Annotated in this window: 24 protein-coding genes; 14 read left to right on the plus strand and 10 right to left on the minus strand. The window is 63.6% G+C overall.

What is annotated here, in order from left to right:
• Window positions 1-34: 34 nt before the first annotated feature.
• Window positions 35-1,498, minus strand: coding sequence for a caspase family protein (locus tag IVB05_RS30470; RefSeq protein ID WP_247779733.1), 1,464 nt, complete (start codon window positions 1,496-1,498; stop codon window positions 35-37).
• A 231-nt stretch (window positions 1,499-1,729) separates the two neighbouring features.
• On the opposite strand from IVB05_RS30470, the gene IVB05_RS30475 reads away from it, so the two are divergent.
• Window positions 1,730-2,125, plus strand: coding sequence for a hypothetical protein (locus IVB05_RS30475; protein ID WP_247779734.1), 396 nt, complete (start codon window positions 1,730-1,732; stop codon window positions 2,123-2,125).
• Here the strand turns inward: IVB05_RS30475 and IVB05_RS30480 are convergent, their stop codons facing one another.
• Window positions 2,126-3,679: a ShlB/FhaC/HecB family hemolysin secretion/activation protein gene (locus IVB05_RS30480; RefSeq protein ID WP_247779735.1), complete on the minus strand. Its 1,554-nt coding sequence runs from the start codon at window positions 3,677-3,679 to the stop codon at window positions 2,126-2,128.
• Between the two features lie 368 nt (window positions 3,680-4,047).
• On the opposite strand from IVB05_RS30480, the gene IVB05_RS30485 reads away from it, so the two are divergent.
• The 5 genes from IVB05_RS30485 (at window position 4,048) to IVB05_RS30505 (ending at window position 12,351) form a co-directional block, all read left to right on the plus strand.
• Window positions 4,048-5,145: a FecR family protein gene (locus IVB05_RS30485; protein ID WP_247779736.1), complete on the plus strand. Its 1,098-nt coding sequence runs from the start codon at window positions 4,048-4,050 to the stop codon at window positions 5,143-5,145.
• A 76-nt stretch (window positions 5,146-5,221) separates the two neighbouring features.
• A complete protein-coding gene (locus IVB05_RS30490; protein WP_247779737.1) occupies window positions 5,222-7,942 on the plus strand; it encodes an EAL domain-containing protein in 2,721 nt (906 codons plus the stop codon).
• A 175-nt stretch (window positions 7,943-8,117) separates the two neighbouring features.
• Window positions 8,118-9,314 (plus strand): GNAT family N-acetyltransferase, encoded by a 1,197-nt coding sequence (locus IVB05_RS30495; protein ID WP_247779738.1) that lies wholly within the window; start codon window positions 8,118-8,120, stop codon window positions 9,312-9,314.
• Window positions 9,315-10,259, plus strand: a complete 945-nt coding sequence (locus IVB05_RS30500) for a cupin-like domain-containing protein (protein WP_247779739.1) — start codon at window positions 9,315-9,317, stop codon at window positions 10,257-10,259.
• 298 nt (window positions 10,260-10,557) lie between these two features.
• Entirely contained in the window at window positions 10,558-12,351 is a 1,794-nt protein-coding gene (locus tag IVB05_RS30505) for a vanadium-dependent haloperoxidase (RefSeq protein ID WP_247779740.1), read from the plus strand.
• A 125-nt stretch (window positions 12,352-12,476) separates the two neighbouring features.
• Here IVB05_RS30505 and IVB05_RS30510 read toward each other — a convergent pair whose 3' ends face one another.
• On the minus strand, window positions 12,477-13,115 hold the full coding sequence (locus IVB05_RS30510) for an NIPSNAP family protein (RefSeq protein WP_247779741.1): 639 nt from the start codon (window positions 13,113-13,115) through the stop codon (window positions 12,477-12,479).
• Between the two features lie 139 nt (window positions 13,116-13,254).
• Window positions 13,255-13,920, minus strand: a complete 666-nt coding sequence (locus IVB05_RS30515) for a DsbA family oxidoreductase (protein WP_247779742.1) — start codon at window positions 13,918-13,920, stop codon at window positions 13,255-13,257.
• Between the two features lie 162 nt (window positions 13,921-14,082).
• On the opposite strand from IVB05_RS30515, the gene IVB05_RS30520 reads away from it, so the two are divergent.
• Both IVB05_RS30520 and IVB05_RS30525 read left to right on the plus strand, forming a co-directional pair.
• Complete coding sequence (locus IVB05_RS30520) at window positions 14,083-14,880, plus strand: thioesterase family protein (RefSeq protein WP_247779743.1); 798 nt, start codon at window positions 14,083-14,085, stop codon at window positions 14,878-14,880.
• Window positions 14,881-15,195: 315 nt separating this feature from the next.
• On the plus strand, window positions 15,196-15,681 hold the full coding sequence (locus tag IVB05_RS30525; protein WP_247779744.1) for a hypothetical protein: 486 nt from the start codon (window positions 15,196-15,198) through the stop codon (window positions 15,679-15,681).
• Between the two features lie 35 nt (window positions 15,682-15,716).
• Here IVB05_RS30525 and IVB05_RS30530 read toward each other — a convergent pair whose 3' ends face one another.
• Both IVB05_RS30530 and IVB05_RS30535 read right to left on the minus strand, forming a co-directional pair.
• Complete coding sequence (locus IVB05_RS30530) at window positions 15,717-16,529, minus strand: helix-turn-helix transcriptional regulator (RefSeq protein WP_247779745.1); 813 nt, start codon at window positions 16,527-16,529, stop codon at window positions 15,717-15,719.
• Between the two features lie 133 nt (window positions 16,530-16,662).
• Window positions 16,663-17,487, minus strand: a complete 825-nt coding sequence (locus IVB05_RS30535; RefSeq protein WP_247779746.1) for a helix-turn-helix transcriptional regulator — start codon at window positions 17,485-17,487, stop codon at window positions 16,663-16,665.
• Window positions 17,488-17,588: 101 nt separating this feature from the next.
• On the opposite strand from IVB05_RS30535, the gene IVB05_RS30540 reads away from it, so the two are divergent.
• Window positions 17,589-17,810 carry a hypothetical protein gene (locus IVB05_RS30540; RefSeq protein WP_247779747.1) on the plus strand — a complete coding sequence of 74 codons (222 nt, stop codon included), beginning with the start codon at window positions 17,589-17,591 and terminating at the stop codon, window positions 17,808-17,810.
• 42 nt (window positions 17,811-17,852) lie between these two features.
• Complete coding sequence (locus IVB05_RS30545) at window positions 17,853-18,251, plus strand: hypothetical protein (protein ID WP_247779748.1); 399 nt, start codon at window positions 17,853-17,855, stop codon at window positions 18,249-18,251.
• Between the two features lie 129 nt (window positions 18,252-18,380).
• On the opposite strand, the gene IVB05_RS43585 is transcribed toward IVB05_RS30545, so the two are convergent.
• Both IVB05_RS43585 and IVB05_RS30550 read right to left on the minus strand, forming a co-directional pair.
• Complete coding sequence (locus IVB05_RS43585; RefSeq protein ID WP_256472601.1) at window positions 18,381-18,515, minus strand: hypothetical protein; 135 nt, start codon at window positions 18,513-18,515, stop codon at window positions 18,381-18,383.
• A complete protein-coding gene (locus IVB05_RS30550) occupies window positions 18,515-18,985 on the minus strand; it encodes a group III truncated hemoglobin (RefSeq protein ID WP_247779749.1) in 471 nt (156 codons plus the stop codon). Before IVB05_RS30550 ends, IVB05_RS43585 begins: the two co-directional genes overlap by 1 nt.
• Before the next feature lie 87 nt (window positions 18,986-19,072).
• On the opposite strand from IVB05_RS30550, the gene IVB05_RS30555 reads away from it, so the two are divergent.
• On the plus strand, window positions 19,073-19,501 hold the full coding sequence (locus IVB05_RS30555; protein ID WP_247779750.1) for an Rrf2 family transcriptional regulator: 429 nt from the start codon (window positions 19,073-19,075) through the stop codon (window positions 19,499-19,501).
• A gap of 38 nt (window positions 19,502-19,539) precedes the next feature.
• Window positions 19,540-19,830 (plus strand): DUF6522 family protein, encoded by a 291-nt coding sequence (locus IVB05_RS30560; protein ID WP_108519737.1) that lies wholly within the window; start codon window positions 19,540-19,542, stop codon window positions 19,828-19,830.
• A gap of 4 nt (window positions 19,831-19,834) precedes the next feature.
• On the opposite strand, the gene IVB05_RS30565 is transcribed toward IVB05_RS30560, so the two are convergent.
• A complete protein-coding gene (locus tag IVB05_RS30565) occupies window positions 19,835-20,614 on the minus strand; it encodes an SET domain-containing protein (RefSeq protein ID WP_247779751.1) in 780 nt (259 codons plus the stop codon).
• Window positions 20,615-20,774: 160 nt separating this feature from the next.
• On the opposite strand from IVB05_RS30565, the gene IVB05_RS30570 reads away from it, so the two are divergent.
• On the plus strand, window positions 20,775-21,398 hold the full coding sequence (locus IVB05_RS30570; RefSeq protein ID WP_247779752.1) for a hypothetical protein: 624 nt from the start codon (window positions 20,775-20,777) through the stop codon (window positions 21,396-21,398).
• A gap of 110 nt (window positions 21,399-21,508) precedes the next feature.
• Window positions 21,509-21,847: a hypothetical protein gene (locus IVB05_RS30575; protein WP_247779753.1), complete on the plus strand. Its 339-nt coding sequence runs from the start codon at window positions 21,509-21,511 to the stop codon at window positions 21,845-21,847.
• A gap of 202 nt (window positions 21,848-22,049) precedes the next feature.
• Here IVB05_RS30575 and IVB05_RS30580 read toward each other — a convergent pair whose 3' ends face one another.
• Window positions 22,050-22,784: a TetR/AcrR family transcriptional regulator gene (locus IVB05_RS30580; protein ID WP_247779754.1), complete on the minus strand. Its 735-nt coding sequence runs from the start codon at window positions 22,782-22,784 to the stop codon at window positions 22,050-22,052.
• Window positions 22,785-22,861: the final 77 nt, after the last annotated feature.

Consider the following 22,861-nt stretch of genomic DNA (forward strand, 5'->3'; position numbering starts at 1 on the left):
CAACGCTTGCGGGATCGATTACCTTATTGGCACGTCAGTATCTACCCCGGCCGCCATGATCGCCATAGTTACCGCCGCGGCCGCCGCCAAACCCGCCGAGGCCAATGCCGATGCCGATGCTGACCGGCGGTCTCGATGGCTCGTACACTTCGCGCGGCGGCGGGTCGTACACCACGCGCGGGGGCGGACGGCGAACGACTACGACGTCGTCATCCGGCTCGCGACGCGGCGGCTTGCGATCGACCCGCTTCTTCGGCGGATCCGGCTCGACGCGCCTCACCGGGACATTGACCTTCAGCGGCTGCTGCTGCGGCGGCTGCACGTTGCAGGGACACATCGGCGCAGCCAGCGCAACGTTCTGCGGCAGGGCGGCGTTGGCGGCGGCGACGGCCGGCGTGAACTCGGGACGGTTGCGCAGCCGCAGTTCCAGCTTGCGCGCGGTCGCGGAAAGATCGCTGTCGGGGAATTTCGCCAGGAACGAGCGATATCCGGACGCGGTGTTGACGACCACGGCCTCGTTCCACGCCACCATGCGCCGGTGCCGAACCAGCCAGTCGCGCGCCAGCCGCCCAAGCGCCGTCTGCGGGAAGAGACCGGCAAAGGCCTCATACGATTCGTCGGTGCCGTCGGCCACGATCAGCTCGTTCGCCGCCTCGACCGGCTTGCCCTTCAGATCGCGGGTCCACTCGGCGACCGTCTTCTTCGGAGCTGCGGCAGGTTTCGGCCCGGCGACCGACGCGCCCGAAAAGCGGAAGTCCTCGGTCAGCGAAGAGCTGTCCCACGGGGTCTGCCGCCCTTCGGTGACCTTGTTCACGGCGAGGCGCACCCGCTTGAAAGTCTCTTCGATTGGAATGTTCTGCTCCTTGCCGGCTGCCAGCAGCGCGTTCGTATACGGGCTGTTGGAGCCGGAGCCGTCTTCCGCGACTGCGCCGGGCGACGTCGAGAACGACAGGAACGTACCGGGAGAGCCGATCTTGGCATCGACGAGGGCAAGCCCGCCGCCGGCGGTCTTGAGGTCCGGGAACGGATTGTTGCGGCAGGCGTCGAGCATCAGGATACGCATCTTGCTCGGCACCGACGTCAGCGTATTCAGGATGTCGTTGAGGCGCACCGCCTGGATCGGAATGTCGGCTTCCCGCTTCGGATCGATGTCGACCGGAACCAGAAAATTCTCGCCGTCGATCTGCAGTCCATGACCGGCGTAAAACACCAGGGCTACGGTGTCGGCGCCCTTGGCCGCGACCTTGCTGGCGAAATCGCTGACCGCCTCCCGCATCTGGCCTTGCGAAAGATCGGCCGCGGTCGAGACCTCGAAGCCGGAATCGGTCAGCAATTGCGTGACCGCCCTGGCGTCATTGGCCGGATTGGGCAGCGCCGGCACCGAGCGATAGGCGGACTGGCCGATCACCAGCGCGAGGCGGCTTTCGGCAGACGCCGAATGCGTTCCCAGAAGAACCGCAGCGGGAATCATCAGCTTGAGCAGCGTGTGACGGAGCATGGTGCCACCTCCCGGCAATGCAGGCTACGGATTGGTCATGGGCCCGAAGCCAAAGGTTCAAGCCGGCGGCGCCGTATGGGGCGTGACAAGGGCTCGATTCAACGGCGATCTTGCCGCAGGTCCAAGTCCGGCGGCGTGATGCAAATCACAGTATCGGGATCGTTATCTGGGCAACATGCCCTGTTCTGGCGCGGGCTGTTCGGAGTAAAACACCCTCCGATGCGGCGGATCGTGAATCATATAGCGCTGGTTGTGGGCGCAGCGCTGACGCTTGCGGGTTGCGGCTTTGCCGACGTCCGCTCGCCGGTGCCCGAGTTCATGCGCGCCAAGGCGCCCGAACCGCCCCCGCTCGAGCCGGCGCCGGACGTCAAGCGCATGCTGAAGGAGAAACTGGACGCGGTGTTCACGGCGGCCTCGCAGCCGACCCATGTTCGCGTTTCCGAGCCGCGCCCCAATCTCCGCGGACCGGGCTGGACCGCCTGCGTCAAGGCCGAAGTGATTTCGGTGACCGGCAAACCGCTGGGCACGCAGACCTATCGCGTCGAGATTTCCGGCGGCGTGATCGCCGATCGCCAAAAGGTCGAAGCCGAGGATACCTGCAATGCCGAGAGTTACGAACCGGTCTAGCTACAGGCAGCGCGTCGTCGCCCGCACCGGACAGAGTTTCAGCGCGCTGGTCAGCGAGAACAGCACCCGCGCGCCGCGAGTGGGATTATCGGGCGCGCGATAGGTGAGCGGCGCGGCGACGCCAATGTCGGCCTGCAGGCCGTCGGCGAGGAAGAAGCGAACGCCGCCGCCGGCCGATATCAGCGAAAGGCCGTCGCTGAGCCGATAGCCCGAGTTCCAGGCCACGCCGCTGTCGACGAAGCCGTAGAGCTGGTAACCGCTCAGATATTGAAGGTTCGTCTTCTGGTCGAAGCGCAGTTCCGCCGAACCCGCAAGACCGTTGTCGCCGCTGATCTCGGCGCTGCCATAGCCGCGGCCGAACGCGATGCCGCCGAGATAAAACTGCTGCGAGGTGAACAGCGGTCCGGACGCCGTCTGGCCGGCCGCGGCAAGTTTCAGCGACCAGGCATCCGACAGCGTCTGGTAGCGCGTGAACCAGAAGTTCAGCGCGGAGAATTTGCCGGACGCCCCGTCGCGCGACAGGTAATCGTCGTCGCGGTGCGAGGCGCCGAGGATGTCGAGGCCCTGGCGAAAATTCACCGTCAGATAATTGGCGCCGCCGAAACTGTCCTGCAGCCGGTAGTCCGATGTCAGGCTCGCGGTGCGGATGCGGTCGGCGTAGATCGGGCCGAACACATCGTTTTCGGTGGCATTGGTGAATCCGGCCGCCGCGGTCAGCGTTAGGCTCGACTTCTGCGATTGCAGCGCAGCGATGCTGCCGCGAATTTCGAACGACTCGGTCTTGATGTTGTCGCTGTAGAGATGGCGGTAGTCGCCGGGCCAGACCTCGCTGTAGTAGCCGGACGCACCGATGCGCGCGCCGTCGGTGCCGACCGGCACTTCGTAGGACAGACGGCCGAACGCGAGTTGCCGCGGATCGCCGGGCGTGGTCGACAGGTTCAACACCAAGGAATCGCCGGGCGCCAGATAGGAGTTGAACGCCACCGTCCCGTAGCTTTGCCACGGTCCGACCGACGACGAGCCCAGATTGTCGACGCCGAACGATGTGAAGACGTGCCATGTTTTCAGCGACAGGATCAGGCGAAAATGGCCGCTGGCGGTGCCGATCTCCTCGATCGCGGTGTCCTCGATCCGCACGCCGGGCCGCCCGTTGATCAGCAGCAACTGCCGTTCGAGCGTCGCAAGCCGCGAGGGCCGCTCCGTGAGTACGGCCCCGAGCATCGGCCGGACGCCGAATTGTTCGGCGCCGTCTCCCTTCAGCGCCAGCTCCGTGATGCTGCCTTCGATGACTTGAATGCGAAGCTGGCCGCTCTGGATGTCCTGCGGCGGAACGATCGCCCGGCTGAGGTGAAATCCGGCGGCGCGATAGACATCGCTGACCGCAGCCGCGATCGCCGCAAGATCGGCCTGCGATACCTTTTTCCCGACATAGGGTTGATACGCTGCAACCAGCCGCTCCCGCGGTATCGCGACGGCGCCGGTGACAGAGACATGCCGAAGCACGAACAGCGGCTTTGAATCCCCCTGCTCTTCAGGACGTGCGAATTGCGGCATCGGCAACCGCGGCCGCGCGGTTGGCCCCTGACGCGATTGCTGGTCTTCGAAACGTTTTTCGGTTTGCCGCGGATCATAACCGGGCTGGTTCGCCTGCTGAGCCTGCGCCGGAAAACAGGCGATGATGATCCAGAGGCCGAGGCCAGCCGTCGGGAATCGGTGCCACGCTACAGGTGCACAAATGCGCCTCAGTAGATGTACGGATACGCGCCGCCGATCGTTGGTGGGACCCCTAGCCATATGATTTTTAATAGAATTTTATGGTCAATGAAAGGTTAATACAGTCCCTTCGAACTACGTGTTTGACTCACTTAATCTTGAAACATTTCCGGTAAGGCACGGGACAAAGCGGCAATCGGAGAGTTTCCATGCGTGCGGTCCTTCAAGCCTCCAGGCTCATCGCGGCAGCGTTCATCGTGACCGCTGCCTCCGGAGTCTTCGCTGCCGACGGCGACGACTGGACGGTTCACAAGTCCTCGGGCGAGGTATGGCTCACCGGCAGCGGCGTGCAGCAGGCATCGCTGAAACAGGAAGACGTGTTGAAGCCGGGCGATACCGTTCGCACCGGCCGTACCGGACGCGTCCTCTTGAAGCGCGGCGACGAAATGATCCTGGTTTCGCCGAATTCCGTAGTCGGCGTCCCCGCCCAGAAGAAGGAGGGACTCTCGACGACGATCAAGCAGCAGGCCGGCTCGATCCTGCTCGACGTTGAAAAGCGCAACGTCAAGCATTTCGAGGTCGAGACGCCCTACCTTGCAGCCGTGGTGAAGGGCACGCAGTTCCGCGTCACCGTCAACGCAGGGAAGACCACCGTGGACGTGGTCCGCGGTCAGGTTGAAGTCGCAGATTTCAAGTCGGGTCAGATCGCCCAGGTAATGGCGGGCCAACATGCGACGGCCTTCGCTAACGGCAAACTCGGCCTCTCGCTGGGCGGCTCCGGCGCTCTCGCCCCGATCGAACAAGGCAAGCCGCGCGCGCCGTCGGTCGAGCGCGTTCCGGTGCCGCGCGGAGGCTTTACCGCGATCCGCCACGCCACGAATGCACAGGGCGTGCAGCCATTACGACATACAAGCGTGCAGCCCGCAAAGCACGGCGTCACCCGCATCTCGTCATCGATCGGTGAAGTCCGGTTGAACGTCCACCGCGTAACCAACGGCCTCGCTCACGACAAGTCGGCGCATGGCGGCGGACGCAACGCTGCCAACAAGGACACCATCTGGCAGTCCTCCAACTCGGAAACGGCTTCAGCAACAGCGAACGCCAGCCAAGGCAGCACCGCCAATGGTGCCGGTGCGGGTAACGCCGCTGCGTCGAGCGGCGGCAACACGATAGCTGCGGCTGCTGGCGGCAATGGTAACGGCAACGGCAACGGTAACGGTAACGGTAACGGCAATGGCGGCGCCAACGGCAACGGCAAAGGGAATGGTAACGGGAACGGCAATGGGAATGGCCGTGGCAGGAACTAGGGCTGACCTCAATTGAATGGCTATAGCCGTCAGACCTGATGGCATCGAATTTTCCAACCACCAGAATGGTGACCACGTGAAACGATATCGGCTGCATATTTTCGTGATGATTGCGTTGGCAATCGTCCTGGCAGGCGGTTGGCATAATTCGCTTCGCCACGCATTGGCCGACCTGCGGTTCGCCTGGCAGTCGCGCCAGGCCTCTGGCGATATTGTGGTGATCGCGATCGATGCTTCGTCAATCGACAGGATCGGCGTCTGGCCCTGGCCGCGCCTGCTCCACGCCGAGCTGATCCGGCAGCTTCAGAAGGCTGACGTCCAGGACATCGCGCTCGATGTCGACTTCTCCACGCCCTCCGACGCGGCGTCGGACCGGAACTTTGCCGAAGCCCTCCAGGGCGCCGGCGGATCGGTGGTGCTGCCCTCCTTCCAGCAGCCCCGCACCGACAGGACGACGCTTCACGTCAATCGCCCGTTGCAGCAATTCGCCGAACATTCCTGGCCGGCGCTCGTCAACGTCGAGGTCGGACCCGACGGCCTCGTCCGCCGTTATCCGTTCGGCGAAAAGCTGGACGACAAGTTCGTACCCGCGATGGCTGCCGTGCTCGCCGGCCAATACGATGAGAAGCGCACGCCCTTTCTGATCGACTTCAGCATCCGAACGGCGGGAATCCCCAAAGTATCCTTTGCCGACGTGCTGCGCGGCGACCCGGCGACACTGCAAAAGCTGCAGGGCAAGAAGGTCGTCGGCGGCGGCACGGCGCTCGAACTCGGTGACCGCTTCAGCGTCCCGAACGGCGCGATCGTGTCCGGCCCCGTGCTGCAGACACTGGCCGCGGAATCGCTGCTGCAGAACCGCGCGCTGCAATGGACTTCGCACGTCGTCACGCTGACCGGCCTCGCCTTGCTCGCTTTGCTCATGCTGTTCTCATGGCGTCGCCTTTCCGCCGGCAAGCGCGTGGCGCTGCTCGCCGCAACTTCTGTCGCCCTCGAGACCGGTGCGCTTGCCCTGCAGGCAGCTTTCCCGCTCATTCTCGACACCTCACTGTTTCAGATCGCCATCATCGTCTACATCGCCGCCATCGCGCTCGACGAAATCGACATCCGCGATCTGCTCGGCAGGGTCGCCGAGAGCCGCTTTCAGCGCGTGGCGATGTCGCTCGGCGACGGCCTGATCTGCACCGATTCCAATTACCTGATCACGGTCTGGAATCCCGGCGCGACCGCGATCTTCGGCTACCAGCCCGAGGAGATGATCGGCCGGCCGTTCGACGAGATTTGCGCCCGCGATGCCGATACGCCAGCCTTTTCCGTCAGGGATGCAGCAGAACTCGCCGCCGGCACGGTGATCGAGTTCGACGCACGCCGCAGCGATGGCGAGGTGTTTCCGGTCGAAGCCAATTTCTCCGGCTGGCAGGGTACTGATGGACTTCAGTTCGGCGCGATCCTTCGCGACATCTCGGTGCGCAAGCGCGAAGCCGAGAGAATTCGATACCTGGCGGAACATGACACGCTGACCGGCCTCATCAACCGCAATACCCTTAACGCCAAGCTTGAAGCGAAAATTGCCAAAGCCGGGGCTGACGGCCGCAAGGTAGCGCTGCTGGTGATCAGCATCGACGGCTTCCAGCAGATCAACGACATGCTCGGTCATGCCATCGGCGATCTCGTGCTTCGCGCCATTTCAGAGCGGCTGACGGCGGCGATGCCGGCGGCCGGCCTGATCGCGCGCCTGAGTGGAGACGAATTCGCCATCGCGGCTCCGACGAACGCCATCGGCCAAAACGTCAGCCGTTTTGCCGAGCAGATCGGTGCAGGCTTCGACGAGCCGCTGCTCGCCGGCACGCGCCATCTCCGCGTCAGGGTCAGCATCGGCGCCGCCGTTTTCCCCTCCGACGGGCGAACCGCAGCCGAACTCCTGAGCAACTCCCATCTGGCGCTGAGCCGCGCCAAGGCGACCAGCCGCGGCGGGCACGTGCTGTTCGAGGACTCGATCCGCCGCGAACTGGAAACCCGTCTGACGCTGGAAGCGGAGCTGGTGCTGGCAGCGGAGCGCAATGAATTCGAACTTTTCTACCAGCCACAAATACATCTCGCCGACGGTCGCCTGGTTGGCGCCGAAGCCCTGATCCGCTGGCGTCATCCCGAGCGTGGCCTGGTTTCACCGGGGGAATTCATGCCGGTTGTCAACACCTCGCCGATCTCCGAACGGATCGCGGAGTGGGTTCTCGAAACCGCCTGCACCAAGGCGGCCGCCTGGGAGCGCGCGGGACAGAAGCTCCGGATCGGCGTCAACCTTTCGCCGTCGCAGTTGCAGTCGGGTGACCTCGCAAGCTCGGTCGCGCAGGCTCTTTCCCGCACCGGTTTGAGCCCAACCAGCCTCGAACTCGAGGTCATCGAAGACATCCTGCTCCACGACGAGCAGAGCGCGCTGAACACGTTCCTGAAGATTCAGGCGCTTGGCGTTCGCCTCGTGTTCGATGATTTCGGCACCGGCTTTGCGAGCTTGAGTTACCTGAAGAAATTCCCGCTCGACGGACTGAAGATCGATCGCTCCTTTGTGCTCGGATTGCTGGCCAATCCCGATGACGCGGCGATCGTCAGTTCGACCATCGGGCTGAGCAAGCAACTGGGCCTGTCTGTCATCGCCGAAGGCATTGAGGACCGTGCCACGGCCGACTTCCTGGTCAGGATGGGTTGCGAGGAGGGACAGGGCTATTTCTTCGGACGGCCGATGCCGGCAAGCGAGTTCGAAGCCAAATTCCTCAACTCCCCCGCCACAGCCGAGGTGGCGTAACAGCTGAGCGGCCTGATCAGGCTGAACGATCCGTTAACGCGACCGCTCAAATCCGAGCTTCGCGGCAACGCTATTTTCCACCTCTTTCCACTAGCCTTGCCCTGTGAACGCGATGGTCAGGCGGCGCCCTCATGGTGTCGTCGGCCACATAAATCGCGAACGGGGATTCGGGGAAGTGGCTGACATTGCCGACACATCGACGGTTCGTCGTGCATCGAGCAAGGATGCGAACGTACGCGCGCCAGACGTCGGCGGGGCGCTGACGCCGCTCGCCGGCGTTTCCGCAGGCCCTTGGCACGCGCTGTCCGAACGCGCCGCCGAGCCGAACGGTTATTACCTGCCCGAATGGGAATTGGCGGTGAACGCTTCGGCACGGGGCCGCGGCGACACCGACGCGCTCGGCGCTTGGCGCGATACATCCAGCTTGATCGGCCTGATGCCTGTGATCTCGATGTGGCGCGCCTACAAGGTCCCTCTGCCCGCCTTGGTCAGCGCCGATCCCTACGGCACGCTTTGCACGCCGCTGCTTGACCGCGACATGGCGGAGGAAGCCGTCACGGGCCTTCTGCAGCAGGCCCGGCGGGCCGGCGCGCACGCGCTGATCTTCCGCGCCACCTCGCTCGATGGTGCTGCCATGAAGGCCTTTGCCAACGTGCTGCATCGCGGCGGCATGCAGCCCGTGGTGCTGCAATCGCATGTCCGCGCCTGCCTTGACGCTACCGGTGACGCCGACGAACTGCTGCGCGAGGCGCTGGGCGCGAAGAAACTGAAAGAACTGCGCCGCCAGCGCAATCGCCTCGCCGAACACGGTGCTATCAACTTCGATGTGGCGCGGACGCCTGCTGAAATGACCACCGCCGTCGAAACATTCCTGATGCTGGAGGCCAGCGGCTGGAAGGGCCAGCGCGGCACCGCGCTCAGCCAGGACGACGGCGACGCGGCCTTCGTCCGCCGCGCCGCTTCAGCGCTGGCCGAGACCGGCCAGTGCGAGATCGTGACCCTGCGGGCCGGCGAAACGCCGGTGGCCGCGGCAATCGTGCTGCGCCATCAGGATCGCGCCTTCTACTTCAAGCTCGGCGTCGACGAGCGCTTTGCAAAATTTTCGCCGGGCGTGCAGCTGACGCTGGAATTGACCCGGTATCTCTGCGCGGATCCGGCCATTCGCCTGGTTGATTCCACCGCCGCCCCCGACCATCCCATGATCAACCCGATCTGGCGCGGGCGCCTTGCGATCGGCGACGTCCTGATCCCGCTGCGGCGGGGCGATCCGGTCGTATCGCTGATCCGCGCCGCGTTCGGCTTGCGCGGCGCGATCCGCGAGCCGGTACGCCGCATCGTTCATTTCGTCAGAGCACGGCAGGAGAAATCCTAGGTGAACACGCTCACAGCCATCGCCCCCGTCATTACGGCCGATCATGACGCGCTCCGGCGCGACTTCCCGCTCAAGCCGTTCGCGATCCATCACAAGCTCGCCGGCCATCCGCTGCTGACGCTGCCGCGTATCGCGCAGCTCGCCGCCGAATTGCCGCGTGACCTGATCGAGTACAATTCCGGCAAGGTCGCGATCAGCCAGGATCCGGACGCGATTCCCTCCGTTGACCTCGATCCGGTCGAAGTGGTGAAGAGCATCGAAACCGCCGGCGCCTGGATGGTGCTCAAGCGCGTGGAGAACTCGCCGGAATATCGGACGTTGCTGGAGGACACCCTGCTGTCGGTCGCCCGCGCCCGCGGTTTCAATAGCCTGCTCGACGCCGGCTTCGAGCAAGTCGAGGGCTTCCTGTTCGTGTCCTCGCCGAACTCGACCACACCATTCCATCTCGACAGCGAGGACAATTTCTTCGTCCATATCCACGGCGAAAAATTCTTCACGATCTTCGACAATACCGACCGCACGATCGTCTCCGACGACGAGATCGAGCGCTCGATGACCAAGCATCGCAACCTGAAATACGACGAGAGTTTTGCAGCCCGCGGCAAGGAATTCCATTTGTTCGCGGGCGACGGCTGCTACGTGCCGTATCAATGGCCGCACTGGGTCCGCACATCAGGCTCGTTCTCGATCTCGATGGCGATCACCTGGAAGACGCGCGAAGTGCGGCGGCTGAACGATTTGCACTTCTTCAATTCGATGCTGCGCGGTATCGGCCTGCCGCAGCAGCCGCCCGGCAAGCAACCGGGGCTCGATGCGCTCAAGCTCGCGTTCTATCGCACGGTAACGACCGCCATCAAGCCGCTGCGCGCCTCGATGGCGATGCGCCGCCTGCTGCGGCGGATCGCGCTTGGGAAGCGGGCGAATTATTATCTGAAGGGCGCGTAGCCGCAGCAGCGTAGCCCGGGTGGAGCGCAGCGTAACCCGGGGCCGGTGCACCTAGATGCGATAACCCCGGATTTGCGCTCCGCTCCGGGCAATCGAAATCCAGACAAGCCCATCGTCTCGGTTCGTCAGCGGCCCCCCGGTGACCCATCCACCTGATCGGTCTGCACCACTCACGTATTGATCTTCGTCAATCTCCTCTCGCCTCCTCCCGATGGAATAATTTCGCGTCCAGGAGCGGACGCAAGAGAGTGGACGGCTCCGGCGCAACCCAGATTCGCCTGCGAGGGAGGAGATCTCCATGGCTGACCACCACACCATTTCTACTGAGTCCAACCTGGTATCGCCGGCCCTGCCGACGACCACCGCGGTCACTCGCCGCTCGCTGCTCGGCGGGGCCGGCATTGCGGTTGGCGCCGCCGTGCTTGCGTCTCCGCCGAGCATGCCGGGAATCGCCCCGGCCGCGGCACAGCCTGTGAGCGCGGACTCGCGACCGCTGGACGCGGCGTTCAAGCGCCGCGCCTTCGAAGTCCGAGAGCTCTGCGCGAGCAACAACGAGAAGATTCCCATCGCACCCCACCCGACGAATGGCGATGAGGCGCGCTACACCAACAAGATCGGTTCCGATTCACGGGGCCTGCCGCACGACAAACGCGGCGAAGTGGAACAAGCGGCATGGCAGGCGCTCTATACCGCTTGCCAGTCGGGCAATCCCGCTGATTTCGAGAAAATCCCGCTCGGCGGCATTCGCAAACTGGTCAATCCCATAGGCGCACAAGCCGTCAGTCTCAGCGGCATGAACCCTACTCAGATTGCGATACCGTCGGCACGGGCCCTTGCAGGTGCGGAGCGCGGCGGCGAGGCGGTCGAGGTATATTGGCAATCGCTGCTTCGTGACGTTCCGCTTACCGAGTTGCGCGACGATACCTCCAATCGCGACGTGGTTGCAGCAACCGCGGAACTCAACAAGCTTGCCGATTTCCGGGGGCCGAAGTCTGGTGGGCGGGTCACACCCGGTACGCTGTTCCGTGCCAATGCGCTTTATTTCGACCCAACTGACCCGAAGGGCCGCTCCGTCACGCCTCCAGGCGTTTTGGACGGCCCGCTGATCTCGCAATTCCTGCTCCGGGACGTGCCCTATGCCGCACAGTGGATCAGTGCTCAAATTCGCACCACGTTGCCCGCCAACGAATTCCTGACCGAATACGAGGAGTGGCTGGCGATCCAGAACGGCGCCGCACCGAAACGCCGGCTGCAGTTCGACGCGACACCGCGATACATAACGACAGGAAGAGATCTCGCGGAGTATATCCACGCTGGTCCTGCGCTTGGGTGGGCGGCAGCACTGATCCTTGCAACCCCAGGCGGTGGAGCGGATCAACGGTACTCCGGGATGTATCCACCGGCAGAGCCCGTGTCCTACCTATCGAACCCGTATCGGAAATCGAAAACCCAAAGCCCTGCGGGTGCCACCTTCGGGTTGCCCTATGTGCAGGCACTACTCGCCACGGGGATCAGTAACTCCGTCCGCGCGGCCTACTGGCAGAAGTATTTCGTGCACCGGGCTGTGCGACCGGAAGCCTACGGCGCTTTGGCGCACCATCGCCTCGCCAATGGCGTGAGCGACTACCCGTTGCATGATAACTTCCTGAAATCGGAAGCCCTCGATCGCAGTAAAGCCAAATACGGCAGCTATCTTTTGTCACAAACCTATCCGGAGGCCGCGCCCCTTCACTCCACCTATCCCGGCGGTGCCACGAGCGTTGGTGCCGTCACGGCTACCATATTGAAGGCGTTTTTCGACGAGAGCCGCGTCATCGCCAACCCGGTGCAGCCCGATCCGGCTGACCCGACGAGGCTCGTGCCCTATAGCGGCCCGCCGCTCACGGTTGGTGGAGAGTTGAACAAGCTCGCGGTGAATTTCGGTTTCGGACGGAATTGGGCGGGCATCCACTGGCGTTCCGACGCTTCCGCCTCAATGGTGATCGGCGAGGAAGTGGCTATCGGCATGCTGCGGGACGAGCGCACTACCCTCCGCGAACCCTTCGACGGCTTCTCCTTCACGCGCTTCGACGGCAGCCGCGTGACAATCTGACAGCAGCCGGCGACGTCCGTGCCGTGAGGCGTCGGCGGCACGGTGCCGCGCTGGCGGCGCGACTTGAACAGGTGCAGTTGCCGCGGGGCTATCTGCACCGCTCCATCCGGGCTACGTGAACAAACTCACTGCAACGGCGAGTGCGGCGCCGGCAGCATGATGGTCGAGTGCATTTCCTCGAGGAAGCCCGGACCCTTGCCGAGGAATTCCTGCCACGCAGGGTCCTTCATCGCGTTGCCGCGCGCTTCGGCACGCGCGTTCAGGCTCGGATAGGCCCAGATGTGGCAGGCCTCGTTCGGCTGCCCCGCTTCCGTCGTCCACAGGCCTACGATCTTTGAGTATTTCTCGCGCTCCGGCAGCACCGCGGTGAACGCATCGAGCCACTGCTTCAGGCCGCCGGCAGGCTTGCCCCGATAGTTGCGGAGTTCGTAGACATTGCCCGTCGACGCCGGCGCAACCGGCGGCCTCACCGCGTTCATCAGGCGGACGTCCTGACGCACCAGCAACGGACGGATCAGCGGCACATACTCGCCGGTCCAACGGGGGTTCTTGGCCAGTTCGGCCCGCATCCGCGCGCGCTCGTCGAAACTGTTGTAGCTCCACATGTGCAGGACCTGATTGAGCGGCCCGATCTCCGTCGACCAATAGCCTTCGAGCTTGCCGTAATCGTCCTTGCGGATCTCGCGTGATATCGTGCTCGCGGCCTTGATCATGTCGCCGAGCGTGCCCGGCTTTACGGTGTAGGTGCGCAGTTCATAGATCATGATGTCTCCCCAAATGTCGTTGTTGTTTATTGTTGGGGACGACACTCACTGTCAAACGCTACACTGCGCCCGCGGAGAGAAGCCCCTCACCCCGACCCTCTCCCCGCAAGAGCGGGGCGAGGGAGAAGAAAGCCGACCGCTACTCCGCCGCCTGCGCGCTGATTTCGCTGGAAACCTGACGGATGGCACGGGCGAGTTGGTCGGCCGGCTGGGCGCCGGAGACGGCGTATTTCTGTGCGAACACGAAGGTCGGCACGCCCGAGATACCCTTCTCGGAGGCTTCCTGCGCTTGCCCCGAGATCAGCGTGACATCCTCGTCGGTTGCGAGGCGCTTGCGCACATCGTCGGCATCAAGGCCGACATCGGCCGCGGCCTGCACCAGCACGTTGACGTCGGTCAGATCGCCGCCATCGCGGAAATACAATTCCATCAGGCGCTGCTTCATCTCGGATGATTTACCCTGTGCTTCCGCCCAATGGATCAGGCGGTGGCAATCGATGGTGTTGGGCTGGCGCTTCACCAGTTCGGGACGGTAGGTCAGCCCCTCCTCGCCTGCCGCCGCCACGACGCGGCCGGCGATGCCCTTGTAGGCTTCGACCGAACCGAATTTTGTGGTGAGATATTCGTCGCGGCTGATGCCCTCGCGCGGCACCCAGGAATTGAGGAAGAACGGCCGCCAGCGCACTTCGACGGGAACATCAGGCACCAGCGCCAGCGCGTTCTCGATCCGGCGTTTGCCGATATAGCACCAGGGGCAGACCACGTCGGAGACGATGTCGATCTTGAGGGGTTTCAGGGTGCTCATCGGGATCTCCTCGCAGAATGATGCCCGGAAGGTAGTCCGATCCGACGAGGAGACAAGAGCGCGACCTGCATGTCTCGTATCACTTCACCTCCGCGGTTATTGTGGCAAACGGCCGGCCTTTCTAGAACTCCGCGTATCGATTTGAACCGCGGAGCCCTGCATATGACCGCCATTTTCAGGCCGGAAGGCCCCCTGTTTCGCGCTACCGAACATGCCGGCGGGCCATGGTCGCCGGATATGCTGCAGGGCAGCGCGACCACGGCGCTGATGACGCGCGAGGTCGAGCGGCTGGCTGACGCCTCAGGCTTTGCGGTGCGCCGCCTCACCTTCGACCTGTGGCGCCCGGCCGGATTGCGAGCTTTCAGCCTCGCGACCGACATGCTGCGCGACGGCCGCAAAGCCAAGACCATCCAGGTTCGCCTCCTGGACGGCGACGTCGAGATCGGCCGCTGCACGGCGCTGCTCACTGCGCAAGGCAGCGAATCCCCGGCCGATCCCTTTTCGAAGCAAGCAGGCGATGACGCCCCACCGGAGACAGGCTCACCACCGCCGGCCTTCGTACAAAAGTGGAGCCGCTATTTCCAGAACGTCTCGGTGCGGCTGATCGAGGGCGCACTGGAAAAGCCGGGCCCTGCGGCAGCATGGATGCGGCTCGACGTGCCCATGGTCGAGGGCGAAACCAACACGCCGCTGTTGCAGGCCGTGCAGGCGGCGGATTTTGCGAGCGGCGTCGGCCAGATCGTCGACATGCGGGAATGGACCTTCATCAACCCCGAGATCAGCCTGTATTTCTTCCGCCCGCCGGAGGGCGACTGGATCCTGATCCGCTCGCGCACCCGCGCCGGCGCCAATGGCGCGGGGCTGACTATGGCGAGCTTAAGCGATCGCAAGGGCGCATTTGCCGAAGTGCTGCAGGCCATGACGTTCGAGCGGCGCGCAGCGCAAGCTCAGGCGTCCTGAGCCACCGAACTCGCAAATAAAGAGCTGGCAGCCGACGTCCGCTTTGGTGCGCATTCCGAAATCAAGTGGGCCTCGCTATCGGGCTGGTTTGGTAAACCACCTCGGAACACTCAACTACCGCTCACTCGTGCACACCCCGCGCATGTCCGCGATCGCGGGAGCTCCCTAGCGGTTCCAGAATTAACCCGCACCGCGGACGTAAAGCTTAACTAACAAGCTTACCAAGGGGAACCTGTTGCTCGATTCCCCAGAGCAACTAACCATTTTGGCTGCATTATCAAAACTTATAGTCACCTGCTCACAAGGAGCATTGCCATGGTGCAGTCAACAAAACCGCCGATCTTTGATGTGATCGACATTGAGCGCGAGATCGAAGAAGAATTTCGAAAACTGCCGTCGACTCGCGAATCCCAGCCGACCGATTTCGCGACGCCTTCCGTCAATGCGCCGGATTTATCGATGCCCGACTATGTCGAGCACCGCGCCGGTGCCACGGAGATCGGCAAGCTGTCGGCGGAAGCGGTTGTCCGCGAATATGAAGCTGCGGCGAAAGATATCGAGGACCTGGGCGTTGAGCTGGTCGGGCACGTCAAACAATGTGAGGCGATGAGCCGCGAGGCGCTCAACGTGATCGACGAGCTGAAGGAAACCGCAGGGCGATACCGCGAGGAGGCCAAGCGCGTCTTCCTTCATATTGAGAACTGCTCGTTGGTGACCGCGCAGGTACGCAGAACCTGTGCCGAAATGAGGGAAAAGATCGTAGTTTCGACCAGACTTGAAACCAAAGCCAAAGAGAAGTGAACTCTCGAATGCGCAACGTGCCGTGCGTTCATGAGTCAACGCCCTAGTTTTACAAGTAGTGCTTCCGATCCTTCGTCCGCCGGCATGAACATTTCCACGCGCAATTCCTGCAGCGTGACGTCCTGTGGCGTTCCCAGCGTCAGCACCGCGCCGATCAGGCCGATGCTGACGTCGCCCTTTCTCAGGCGCACCTCGCATAATGGGCTTGGCGCATCGGTCTCGTTGAGCTGGGGAGCTGCGACATCAGGCAGCTTCAATAGTTCGCGCCAGGTCGATTGCAGGGCCAGATCGAGCGGTGCGGCCATTGCCTCATGACGGGCGCGCGCCAGCAGCGCGGTGGCGACATCCGGCCAGTCAACCACGAAGGGACGGAGCTCGTCCGGCGCCAGAAACATCCGCATGTGATTGAGCGGCCGCGTCATCCGCGCCTCGCCGAGCAGCATCGTCATCAGGCGCGCGGCGGCACGATTGGCCTGCATCACGTTCCAACGGCGGTCGGTGACAATGGCCGGAAACGGCTCGTGCCGCCGCAACAGCAGATCGATGGCACGTTTGGCGTCGGCGACTTCGGGTGCGGAGAGATCGCGCTCGCCGTATTGCCGGGCGAACCCGCCTGCCTCCAGAAGCGCGTTGCGATCGCGCAGCGACAGACCGAGCGCGGACGCCAGTTGCAGCAGGATATCGCGGCTGCCCGCCGCCTTGCCGGTTTCGACGTAGCTCAGATGCTTGATCGAGATGCCGGCCTCGAACGCCAGATCAGCCTGGCTCATGGCGCGGCGGTTGCGCCAGCCGCGCAGGAGGTCGCCGACCGGATTGACAGGGAGCGGTGCATGTTGGCGAGAGTCCATGCCAGATTATGCGAAGGGAGCGGGTCGGTGTAAACTGCTGGGATGTAGGATGGGTAGAGCGCAGCGAAACCCATCATCTCTCGAATGGCTACAGTAGTTGATGGGTTTCGCTGCGCTCTACCCATCCTACGGATCACGGCAGCTTTGCCGCCATCTGCCGCATCCGCTCAGCGGTCAGATCGTCGGCGGGAAAGAAGGTTTCCAGCGCCAGCTCCTGCAGCGTGATGTCGACCGGCGTGCCGAACACCATGGTGGTGGAGATGAAGCTCAGCACCTCACCGCCCGCGCTCCGCAGCTTGAAGGGGATCGCGACATTGTCAGCCGAGACCGGACCCGAGCGCGCCGGCATCCGATAGGCCTTCAGTTCCTGATACAGTTTCAGCAATCCGGGATCAGCCGTCGCCTCGCACTGCCGGTGCAATCGCTCCAGGAGATGCGCACTCCATTCGGCGAGATTGACCGTACGCGGAGCCAGCCCCTCGGGATGAAAGGCGAGCCGCAGGATGTTTAAGGGCTGCCCCAGCAAATGCGGCGGGATGCCTTCGAGCAGCGGCGCCACCATGCGGTTGGCCGTCACCAGATTCCAGTGCCGGTCATAGGCCAGCGCGGGATTCGGCTCGTGCGCCCTAAGCACGAGGTCGATCGCCTGCCGCGCCGATTTGAGCGCGGGATCGTCGAGCGAGCGCTGCGGAAACGCGGGCGCAAAGCCCGCCGCGACCAGGAGCACGTTGCGTTCACGCAAGGGAACCTCCAATCGCTCGGCGAGCTTCAGCACCATTTCCCGCGACGGCGCGGCGCGGCCGGTTTCCACAAAGCTGAGGTGACGCGCGGATATCTCGGCGTCTCCGGCCAGATCGAGCTGGCTTAAGTGGCGGCGCTGCCGCCATTCGCGCAAATGATCGCCGATATGGACGGGCTGGGTTCGTTCGGCTCGCGCCGTGGCAGCATGTGCGTTCATGGTGGAAAACCTACCATGCGAATTTCAGCCATTCCATTACGTCCGAGGTAATCGAAACGGGTCGCGGGCCGGGTCATCTTGGGGGCACAGGAGATGACCCCATGCTGATGCTTTCCCTCTTCCGTCTCGTCGCCACCGTGATCCCCTGGGTGGTCAATCTGGCCACCTGGTTACTGGCGCGTTCGCTGAACATGCCCGAACCCGTGGTGCACGACACCGGCGTCTTCGTGTTCGCGCAGGTGCAGACGATCGAGAACAGGGTCGGCAAGGCGCTCTGCCCGATGCGGCTGATGCGTCGGCTCCGGTCGCTCTTGCAGCGCTGATTCCTGTCTCGCCCAAAGCCCCCCAAGCAAAGGAGAACTGTCATGATCCATCCGTCAACATTCCTGAGCCGCGCCCTCCTCGCCGACGCCATCTTCAGCGGTGTCGCGGCGGTCGCGCTGACGCTGGGCGCCGGCGCGCTGGCGCCCTTCCTAAATCTGCCCGAAGCCCTGTTACGCGAAACCGGCCTGTTCCTGATCGCCTACACGGCGCTGGTCGGCTGGCTTGCCACGCGGTCGACGGTGCCGAAGGCGCTGGTGTTGCTCGTAATCGTGGGGAATGCCGCGTGGACACTGGGCAGCATCGCGTTGCTGTTCTCGGGTGCGGTGAGCCCGAACCTGCTCGGTCAAGTCTTCATCGTCGCGCAGGCGATTGCGACGGGTGTGTTTGCAGAGCTGCAGTTTATTGGACTGCGCAAGAGCGGTGAGACGGCGGCGGCATAAGCCTCAACCGTCATTGCGAGCGAAGCGAAGCAATCCATATCGCGGCATAGCGGATAGATGGATTGCTTCCGCTTTCGTTCCCTTGCGCAAACGCTTCGCGTTTGTCGCGGGCAATGACGAGGACAGACTTCAGCTCAACACCAGCGCCGCAATCATCCCGGCAAAGGTGAGCACCAGCCCGATGACGAGCATCGGCACCAGGCTGCTACCGGCATACGGATCGGCCTGTTCCTTGTTCGTCACGACATGCGCACGATTAGCCATCACACTACTCCTGTTTGATTGCGTCGAAATCGTTCCCCGTTTCCGAGCATGACGCCCTGGGCGCCGGCGATGCCGAGTTCGAGGCTGGCCGCAATCCGCCGTGCCCGTTCCACGAAATGCGCTTCCGCCTCGGGTGGACATATCTCGCGGGCGGTTTGCTCGAACAGTTCGAGCCAGCGGTCGAAATGCCCGGCGTCGACCGGCAGCGGCAGGTGCTTGGCCATCGGCGTGCCGTGGTAGCGGCCGGTCATCAACGCGACCGACGACCAGAACGCGCACATCTGCGCCAGATGCGGCTCCCAATCCCTGATGCGGGCCTCGAAGATCGGCCCCAGCCCAGCGTCGGCGCGCACCTTGGCGTAGAAGCCGCGCACCAGGCGCTCGATCATCGCCTCGTCGATGCCCGTCCGCTCCATGATCTCGGCCGTCAACCGCTCACGCCGCTCCGGCCCTGCCACGATCGCTTCCATTTCGTCCGCTGCCCTTAAATAGGTATTTCAAATACCTATTTAGACGGCTATAGTTGATTTGCAAGCAGATATTTCGAGAGGGCTCCCATGCGCCTGACATCGTTTACGGATTTTGCCTTGCGCGCCCTGATGCGGCTGGCGGGCGAGCCCGGCCGCTCCTTCGCGACCAACGAGATCGCGGCCGAGTTCGGCATTTCCCGCAACCATCTGGCCAAGGTGGTACGCGACCTCGCCGATAGCGGTTTCATCTCGACCCAGCGCGGCGTCGGCGGCGGCTTCACGCTGGCCCGCCCCGCCCAGTCGATCACCATCGGCGAAGTGGTGCGCGCCCTGGAAGGGCCGCCGCTGGTCGAATGTTTTCGCGAGGATGGCGGCAATTGCGTGCTGAAGCCGCGCTGCCGGCTGAAGGCCAAACTCGCCGCCGCCCGCGAAGCCTTCATGCGCGAGCTCGACTCCACGACACTGGCGGAATGCGCCTATCCGCCAAGCGTCAAGCGGAGCCCGGCACTTGCGTGAGGGCTGCAAGAAACCATGACAAGGCTCAGGTGCAACTCATGAAACCGATCGAGTTCGAAAATGGCGCCGTGCAGATCGACGCCGCCATCGTCGCCGAAGGCCTCGGCCTGGCGCCTTCCCTGCTCCAGGAAGCGATGCGCGCGGGCCGGATCACGAGCCTGGCGGAGCGCGGGGTCGATGCCGACTCCGGCCGGCATCGCCTGACCTTCTTCTCCGAACACCGGCGGTTTCGTGTCGTGATCGACGAAACCGGCGCGATCATTCAACGCTCGGCGGTCGACTTCGGCGATTCGTTGCTGCCGAAGTCGGTGCACAAGGCTGGCGGATGAGACATCAGATGGCGGTGGGCTGAGCCCCAAGGGAGATAGCGGCGGGCTGAGCCTCAACGGCCGGCGCAGGTGCGGAAACCGGCGACTTCCTGCCGGCGGACTTCTTGCCGGCAACCCTGACGCGGCTGTTGCCGTTCAGATGCTTGCCGTTGAGCGACCTGCCGTTGGGTGGCTTGCCATTGAGGGACTTGCCATTCAGCGAATGGCCGTTCAGCTTGAGCGTCTTCTTCACCTTCCGCTCAGCCTCTTCTTTCGGCTTCGCTTTGGCCTTCTCCTTGGCCTTGGCCAGCTTTTCGGCCTTCTTCAGCGCCTTGCGCTCGGCCTTGGCCTTCAGACGGGCCTTCTCCGCCCGTGCCTCGGCGCGCTGCTTCTTGCGCTTCTTTTCGCAGGCCGCGCATTTGCAGCCGATCGGCTTCAGATAGGCTTTGAAATAGTCAGTGCCGTAATCGTAGTTGATCTCCTCGCCCGGCTCGATGTTCTTGATGGCGCGGATGAAGACCTTGCGCTTGCGCGGTTTGACGTCGGATTCCGCGTTCGGCTTGCAGGCGTGGTTGATGTAGCGGGCGATGTTCTTGCGCACCGAGCCGTCGATGGTCCAGCGGTCGTTCAGCTCGAACAGATACTTGTTCTCGATCGCGTCGTCTTTTTTCTTCTTCGAATCCAGGAGCGGCCCAAAATAGCGGACGATCTTGGCGCCCTTCTTGATCGGCTTGGTGGCGAAGAGGCCAAGTCCGGTGCGGGAACGGCCGACGCGATAGGGCTTATTCGAGGGAATGGAGGTCATGACGATTGGATGACTACACGCTCGGGAAACGGAGGAATTGCGAAGTCGCTCTTCTAGGACGATTCCGCGGCAATGTCAGGTGTTTCGCGCCCTTCCCTTGAACCTTCCCCAGATAGAACACGTCTGAGTACCATGGTTCCCGAAAGCTGCGGCTAGCAGGATGAAAATTGCCCCCTTCTTGCGCACTGCCAGACCCGCGGTCGTGGCGCTGATCTGCGCGGCCGCCAGTCCGGTTTCGTGGGCGAACGCCCAAACATTCAGCAGCATCTACACGTCAACTGCCCCAAAGGACTGTCGCGTCACCAGCGCCAACAACGGCGTCGATGATTCCACCGTCAGGGTCTGCGCCGGCAAATCGAACCTGGTGGTGGTGATCAGCGAGGGCGATCTGCGCGAGACCGTCTCGGTCGGCCGTAGCCGCGCGCAAGCCGCCAGGGAGCCGGCCGCGCAGTCGTGGTTCGGGCCGTTCAACTCGACCGCCCACACCGTCGAATGGCGGGTGGCGGACGGCAAGCCGTTCGCGATCATCCAGCGCTGGCACATCGCCGACAATGCCGACGCCGACAAGGATGGCCGCCCGACCGCCAAACCGATGCTGGCGGTGACGAGGCTGCCGCCGGGCCCGGTCTGCCACGTCGCCTATATCGACGGCCAGGCCAACCGCAATGCCAACGAGCTTGCGCGCCAGGCGGCGGACGAATTTGCCCCTGATTTCAAGTGCGGAAAGGACGAAGTGAAGGTGATCGGTGAAAAAGGCGCCGCCGTCAGCCTTGCAAAGCGCTAATGCTGCCCGCGGCTGGCGTGTTTTCGCCGCATTAACGTCAAAGCTACAGCCTTGAGTGCTTGATATATTCTCACGTCACGGGTTTTAACGGCGGCCACACCGGAGCAACGATGCTAACGAGATTCATGGTTCTGCTGGTTGCAGGCTCCGCCCTCACCGGCTGCTGCGCCTCCGGCACCGGCTGCTCGACGACACAGACAGCAGGCGCGCCGATCGCCTGGGATGGGTTGGGAGAACCACCGACGGCAAATGACGCGCCGGGCGAGGAAAAACAGCCGGCAAAGCGAAGAACAGCCCGCAATCGCGAGATCATCCTCGGCCCGCTCAACGACGCTCCGGCTCAATCGAACGCCAAAGCGCGGTATGACGAGTGGACGCGGCAACCCAACGAAGACGTGGAAGCCGACGCAAGGCTCGCGCGGCAAACCAAGATTTGCAGGGGTTGCTGAGCGGCGCGCCACCCGCACCGTTCGCCGCGCAGGTCCATGCCGACGCTAGAGCGCGATGACTGTTCTTCGAATCGTCATCTCGCTCTATCTCTTTGATTTGAGCATGATCTCCGCGCAAACGCGTTCCGCGTTTGTCGCGAGGGAAAACCGGTGCCCACTTTTCCGGATCATGCTCCAGCGAACTCGCCCCCAAACCGCTGTCCTATAGCGCCGGCGGCCGCGCGACGGTCGAGAGCAGCATCGCATGTAGCAGTTGGTCGACGCCGGTGCCTTCCGGCAGCCGGTGCAAAATATCCTTCAGCCGTCCATCGAGCAGCAGCGTGGTGAAGCCGTGCACCAGCGACCACGCCCGCGCGATCGCCGCGGCCTGGTCGAGCGACAGCGCTTCCAGAGCCGCGCCGGTGAGCTTCTCGTTACGGCCGAGGCCAACCGCGGTTGCCAGTCCTTCGAAGGAGGCAGTCGCCGCCTCGTGCAGCGATGGCCGCGTCATGTCGAGCCGCTCGGTTCGGAACATCAGCCCGTACATGCCGGGACGCGCCTGCGCATAGGCGACATAGGCCTTGGCGCGCGCCATCGCCTTCATCAGCGGGTGCGTTTCAGTCTCGCCCGCGGCCGTCATGGCCTCGTTGAAGCGGCGGAAGCCGATGGCGGCGAGTTCGCTCAGAAGCCCGGTGAGATCGCCGAAATGATGGGTCGGCGCGGCATGCGACACGCCGGCCTCGCGCGCCACTGCCCGCAGCGTCAGGCCCGCCAGCCCGTCGCGTTCCAGCACCCGCTCGGCGGCGGCGAGCAAGGCGTCGTGCAGGTCGCCATGATGGTAAGGGGTCTCACCGGCTGGACGGCGACGCCGGCTGACCGGCCTTTCCGCTACGGGTTTCGCCGGCTTGCGCCTTGCGGCGGGACGGCTGGTTCTGGCTTCTCTCGAGATTCTTGTCATACGAATCCTTATAGCTGCAATTTTTACACTGTAAAGATTTTGCTTGACGGCCGGTGGCAACACGCTTACTGACATCT

Source organism: Bradyrhizobium sp. 170 (assembly GCF_023101085.1).
GTDB lineage: Bacteria > Pseudomonadota > Alphaproteobacteria > Rhizobiales > Xanthobacteraceae > Bradyrhizobium.

Coding starts and splice junctions, on each gene's coding strand:
- IVB05_RS30580 (WP_247779754.1), bottom strand. CDS start 22,784: ATGACAAGAATCTCGAGAGAAGCCAGAACCAGCCGTCCCGCCGCAAGG.
- IVB05_RS30550 (WP_247779749.1), bottom strand. CDS start 18,985: ATGGAAGCGATCGTGGCAGGGCCGGAGCGGCGTGAGCGGTTGACGGCC.
- IVB05_RS30515 (WP_247779742.1), bottom strand. CDS start 13,920: ATGAGCACCCTGAAACCCCTCAAGATCGACATCGTCTCCGACGTGGTC.
- IVB05_RS30570 (WP_247779752.1), top strand. CDS start 20,775: ATGAAAATTGCCCCCTTCTTGCGCACTGCCAGACCCGCGGTCGTGGCG.
- IVB05_RS30470 (WP_247779733.1), bottom strand. CDS start 1,498: ATGCTCCGTCACACGCTGCTCAAGCTGATGATTCCCGCTGCGGTTCTT.
- IVB05_RS30530 (WP_247779745.1), bottom strand. CDS start 16,529: ATGGACTCTCGCCAACATGCACCGCTCCCTGTCAATCCGGTCGGCGAC.
- IVB05_RS30565 (WP_247779751.1), bottom strand. CDS start 20,614: ATGACCTCCATTCCCTCGAATAAGCCCTATCGCGTCGGCCGTTCCCGC.
- IVB05_RS30555 (WP_247779750.1), top strand. CDS start 19,073: ATGCGCCTGACATCGTTTACGGATTTTGCCTTGCGCGCCCTGATGCGG.
- IVB05_RS30510 (WP_247779741.1), bottom strand. CDS start 13,115: ATGATCTATGAACTGCGCACCTACACCGTAAAGCCGGGCACGCTCGGC.
- IVB05_RS30575 (WP_247779753.1), top strand. CDS start 21,509: ATGCTAACGAGATTCATGGTTCTGCTGGTTGCAGGCTCCGCCCTCACC.
- IVB05_RS43585 (WP_256472601.1), bottom strand. CDS start 18,515: ATGGCTAATCGTGCGCATGTCGTGACGAACAAGGAACAGGCCGATCCG.
- IVB05_RS30540 (WP_247779747.1), top strand. CDS start 17,589: ATGCTGATGCTTTCCCTCTTCCGTCTCGTCGCCACCGTGATCCCCTGG.
- IVB05_RS30545 (WP_247779748.1), top strand. CDS start 17,853: ATGATCCATCCGTCAACATTCCTGAGCCGCGCCCTCCTCGCCGACGCC.
- IVB05_RS30560 (WP_108519737.1), top strand. CDS start 19,540: ATGAAACCGATCGAGTTCGAAAATGGCGCCGTGCAGATCGACGCCGCC.
- IVB05_RS30485 (WP_247779736.1), top strand. CDS start 4,048: ATGCGTGCGGTCCTTCAAGCCTCCAGGCTCATCGCGGCAGCGTTCATC.
- IVB05_RS30525 (WP_247779744.1), top strand. CDS start 15,196: ATGGTGCAGTCAACAAAACCGCCGATCTTTGATGTGATCGACATTGAG.
- IVB05_RS30535 (WP_247779746.1), bottom strand. CDS start 17,487: ATGAACGCACATGCTGCCACGGCGCGAGCCGAACGAACCCAGCCCGTC.
- IVB05_RS30520 (WP_247779743.1), top strand. CDS start 14,083: ATGACCGCCATTTTCAGGCCGGAAGGCCCCCTGTTTCGCGCTACCGAA.
- IVB05_RS30480 (WP_247779735.1), bottom strand. CDS start 3,679: ATGCCGCAATTCGCACGTCCTGAAGAGCAGGGGGATTCAAAGCCGCTG.
- IVB05_RS30505 (WP_247779740.1), top strand. CDS start 10,558: ATGGCTGACCACCACACCATTTCTACTGAGTCCAACCTGGTATCGCCG.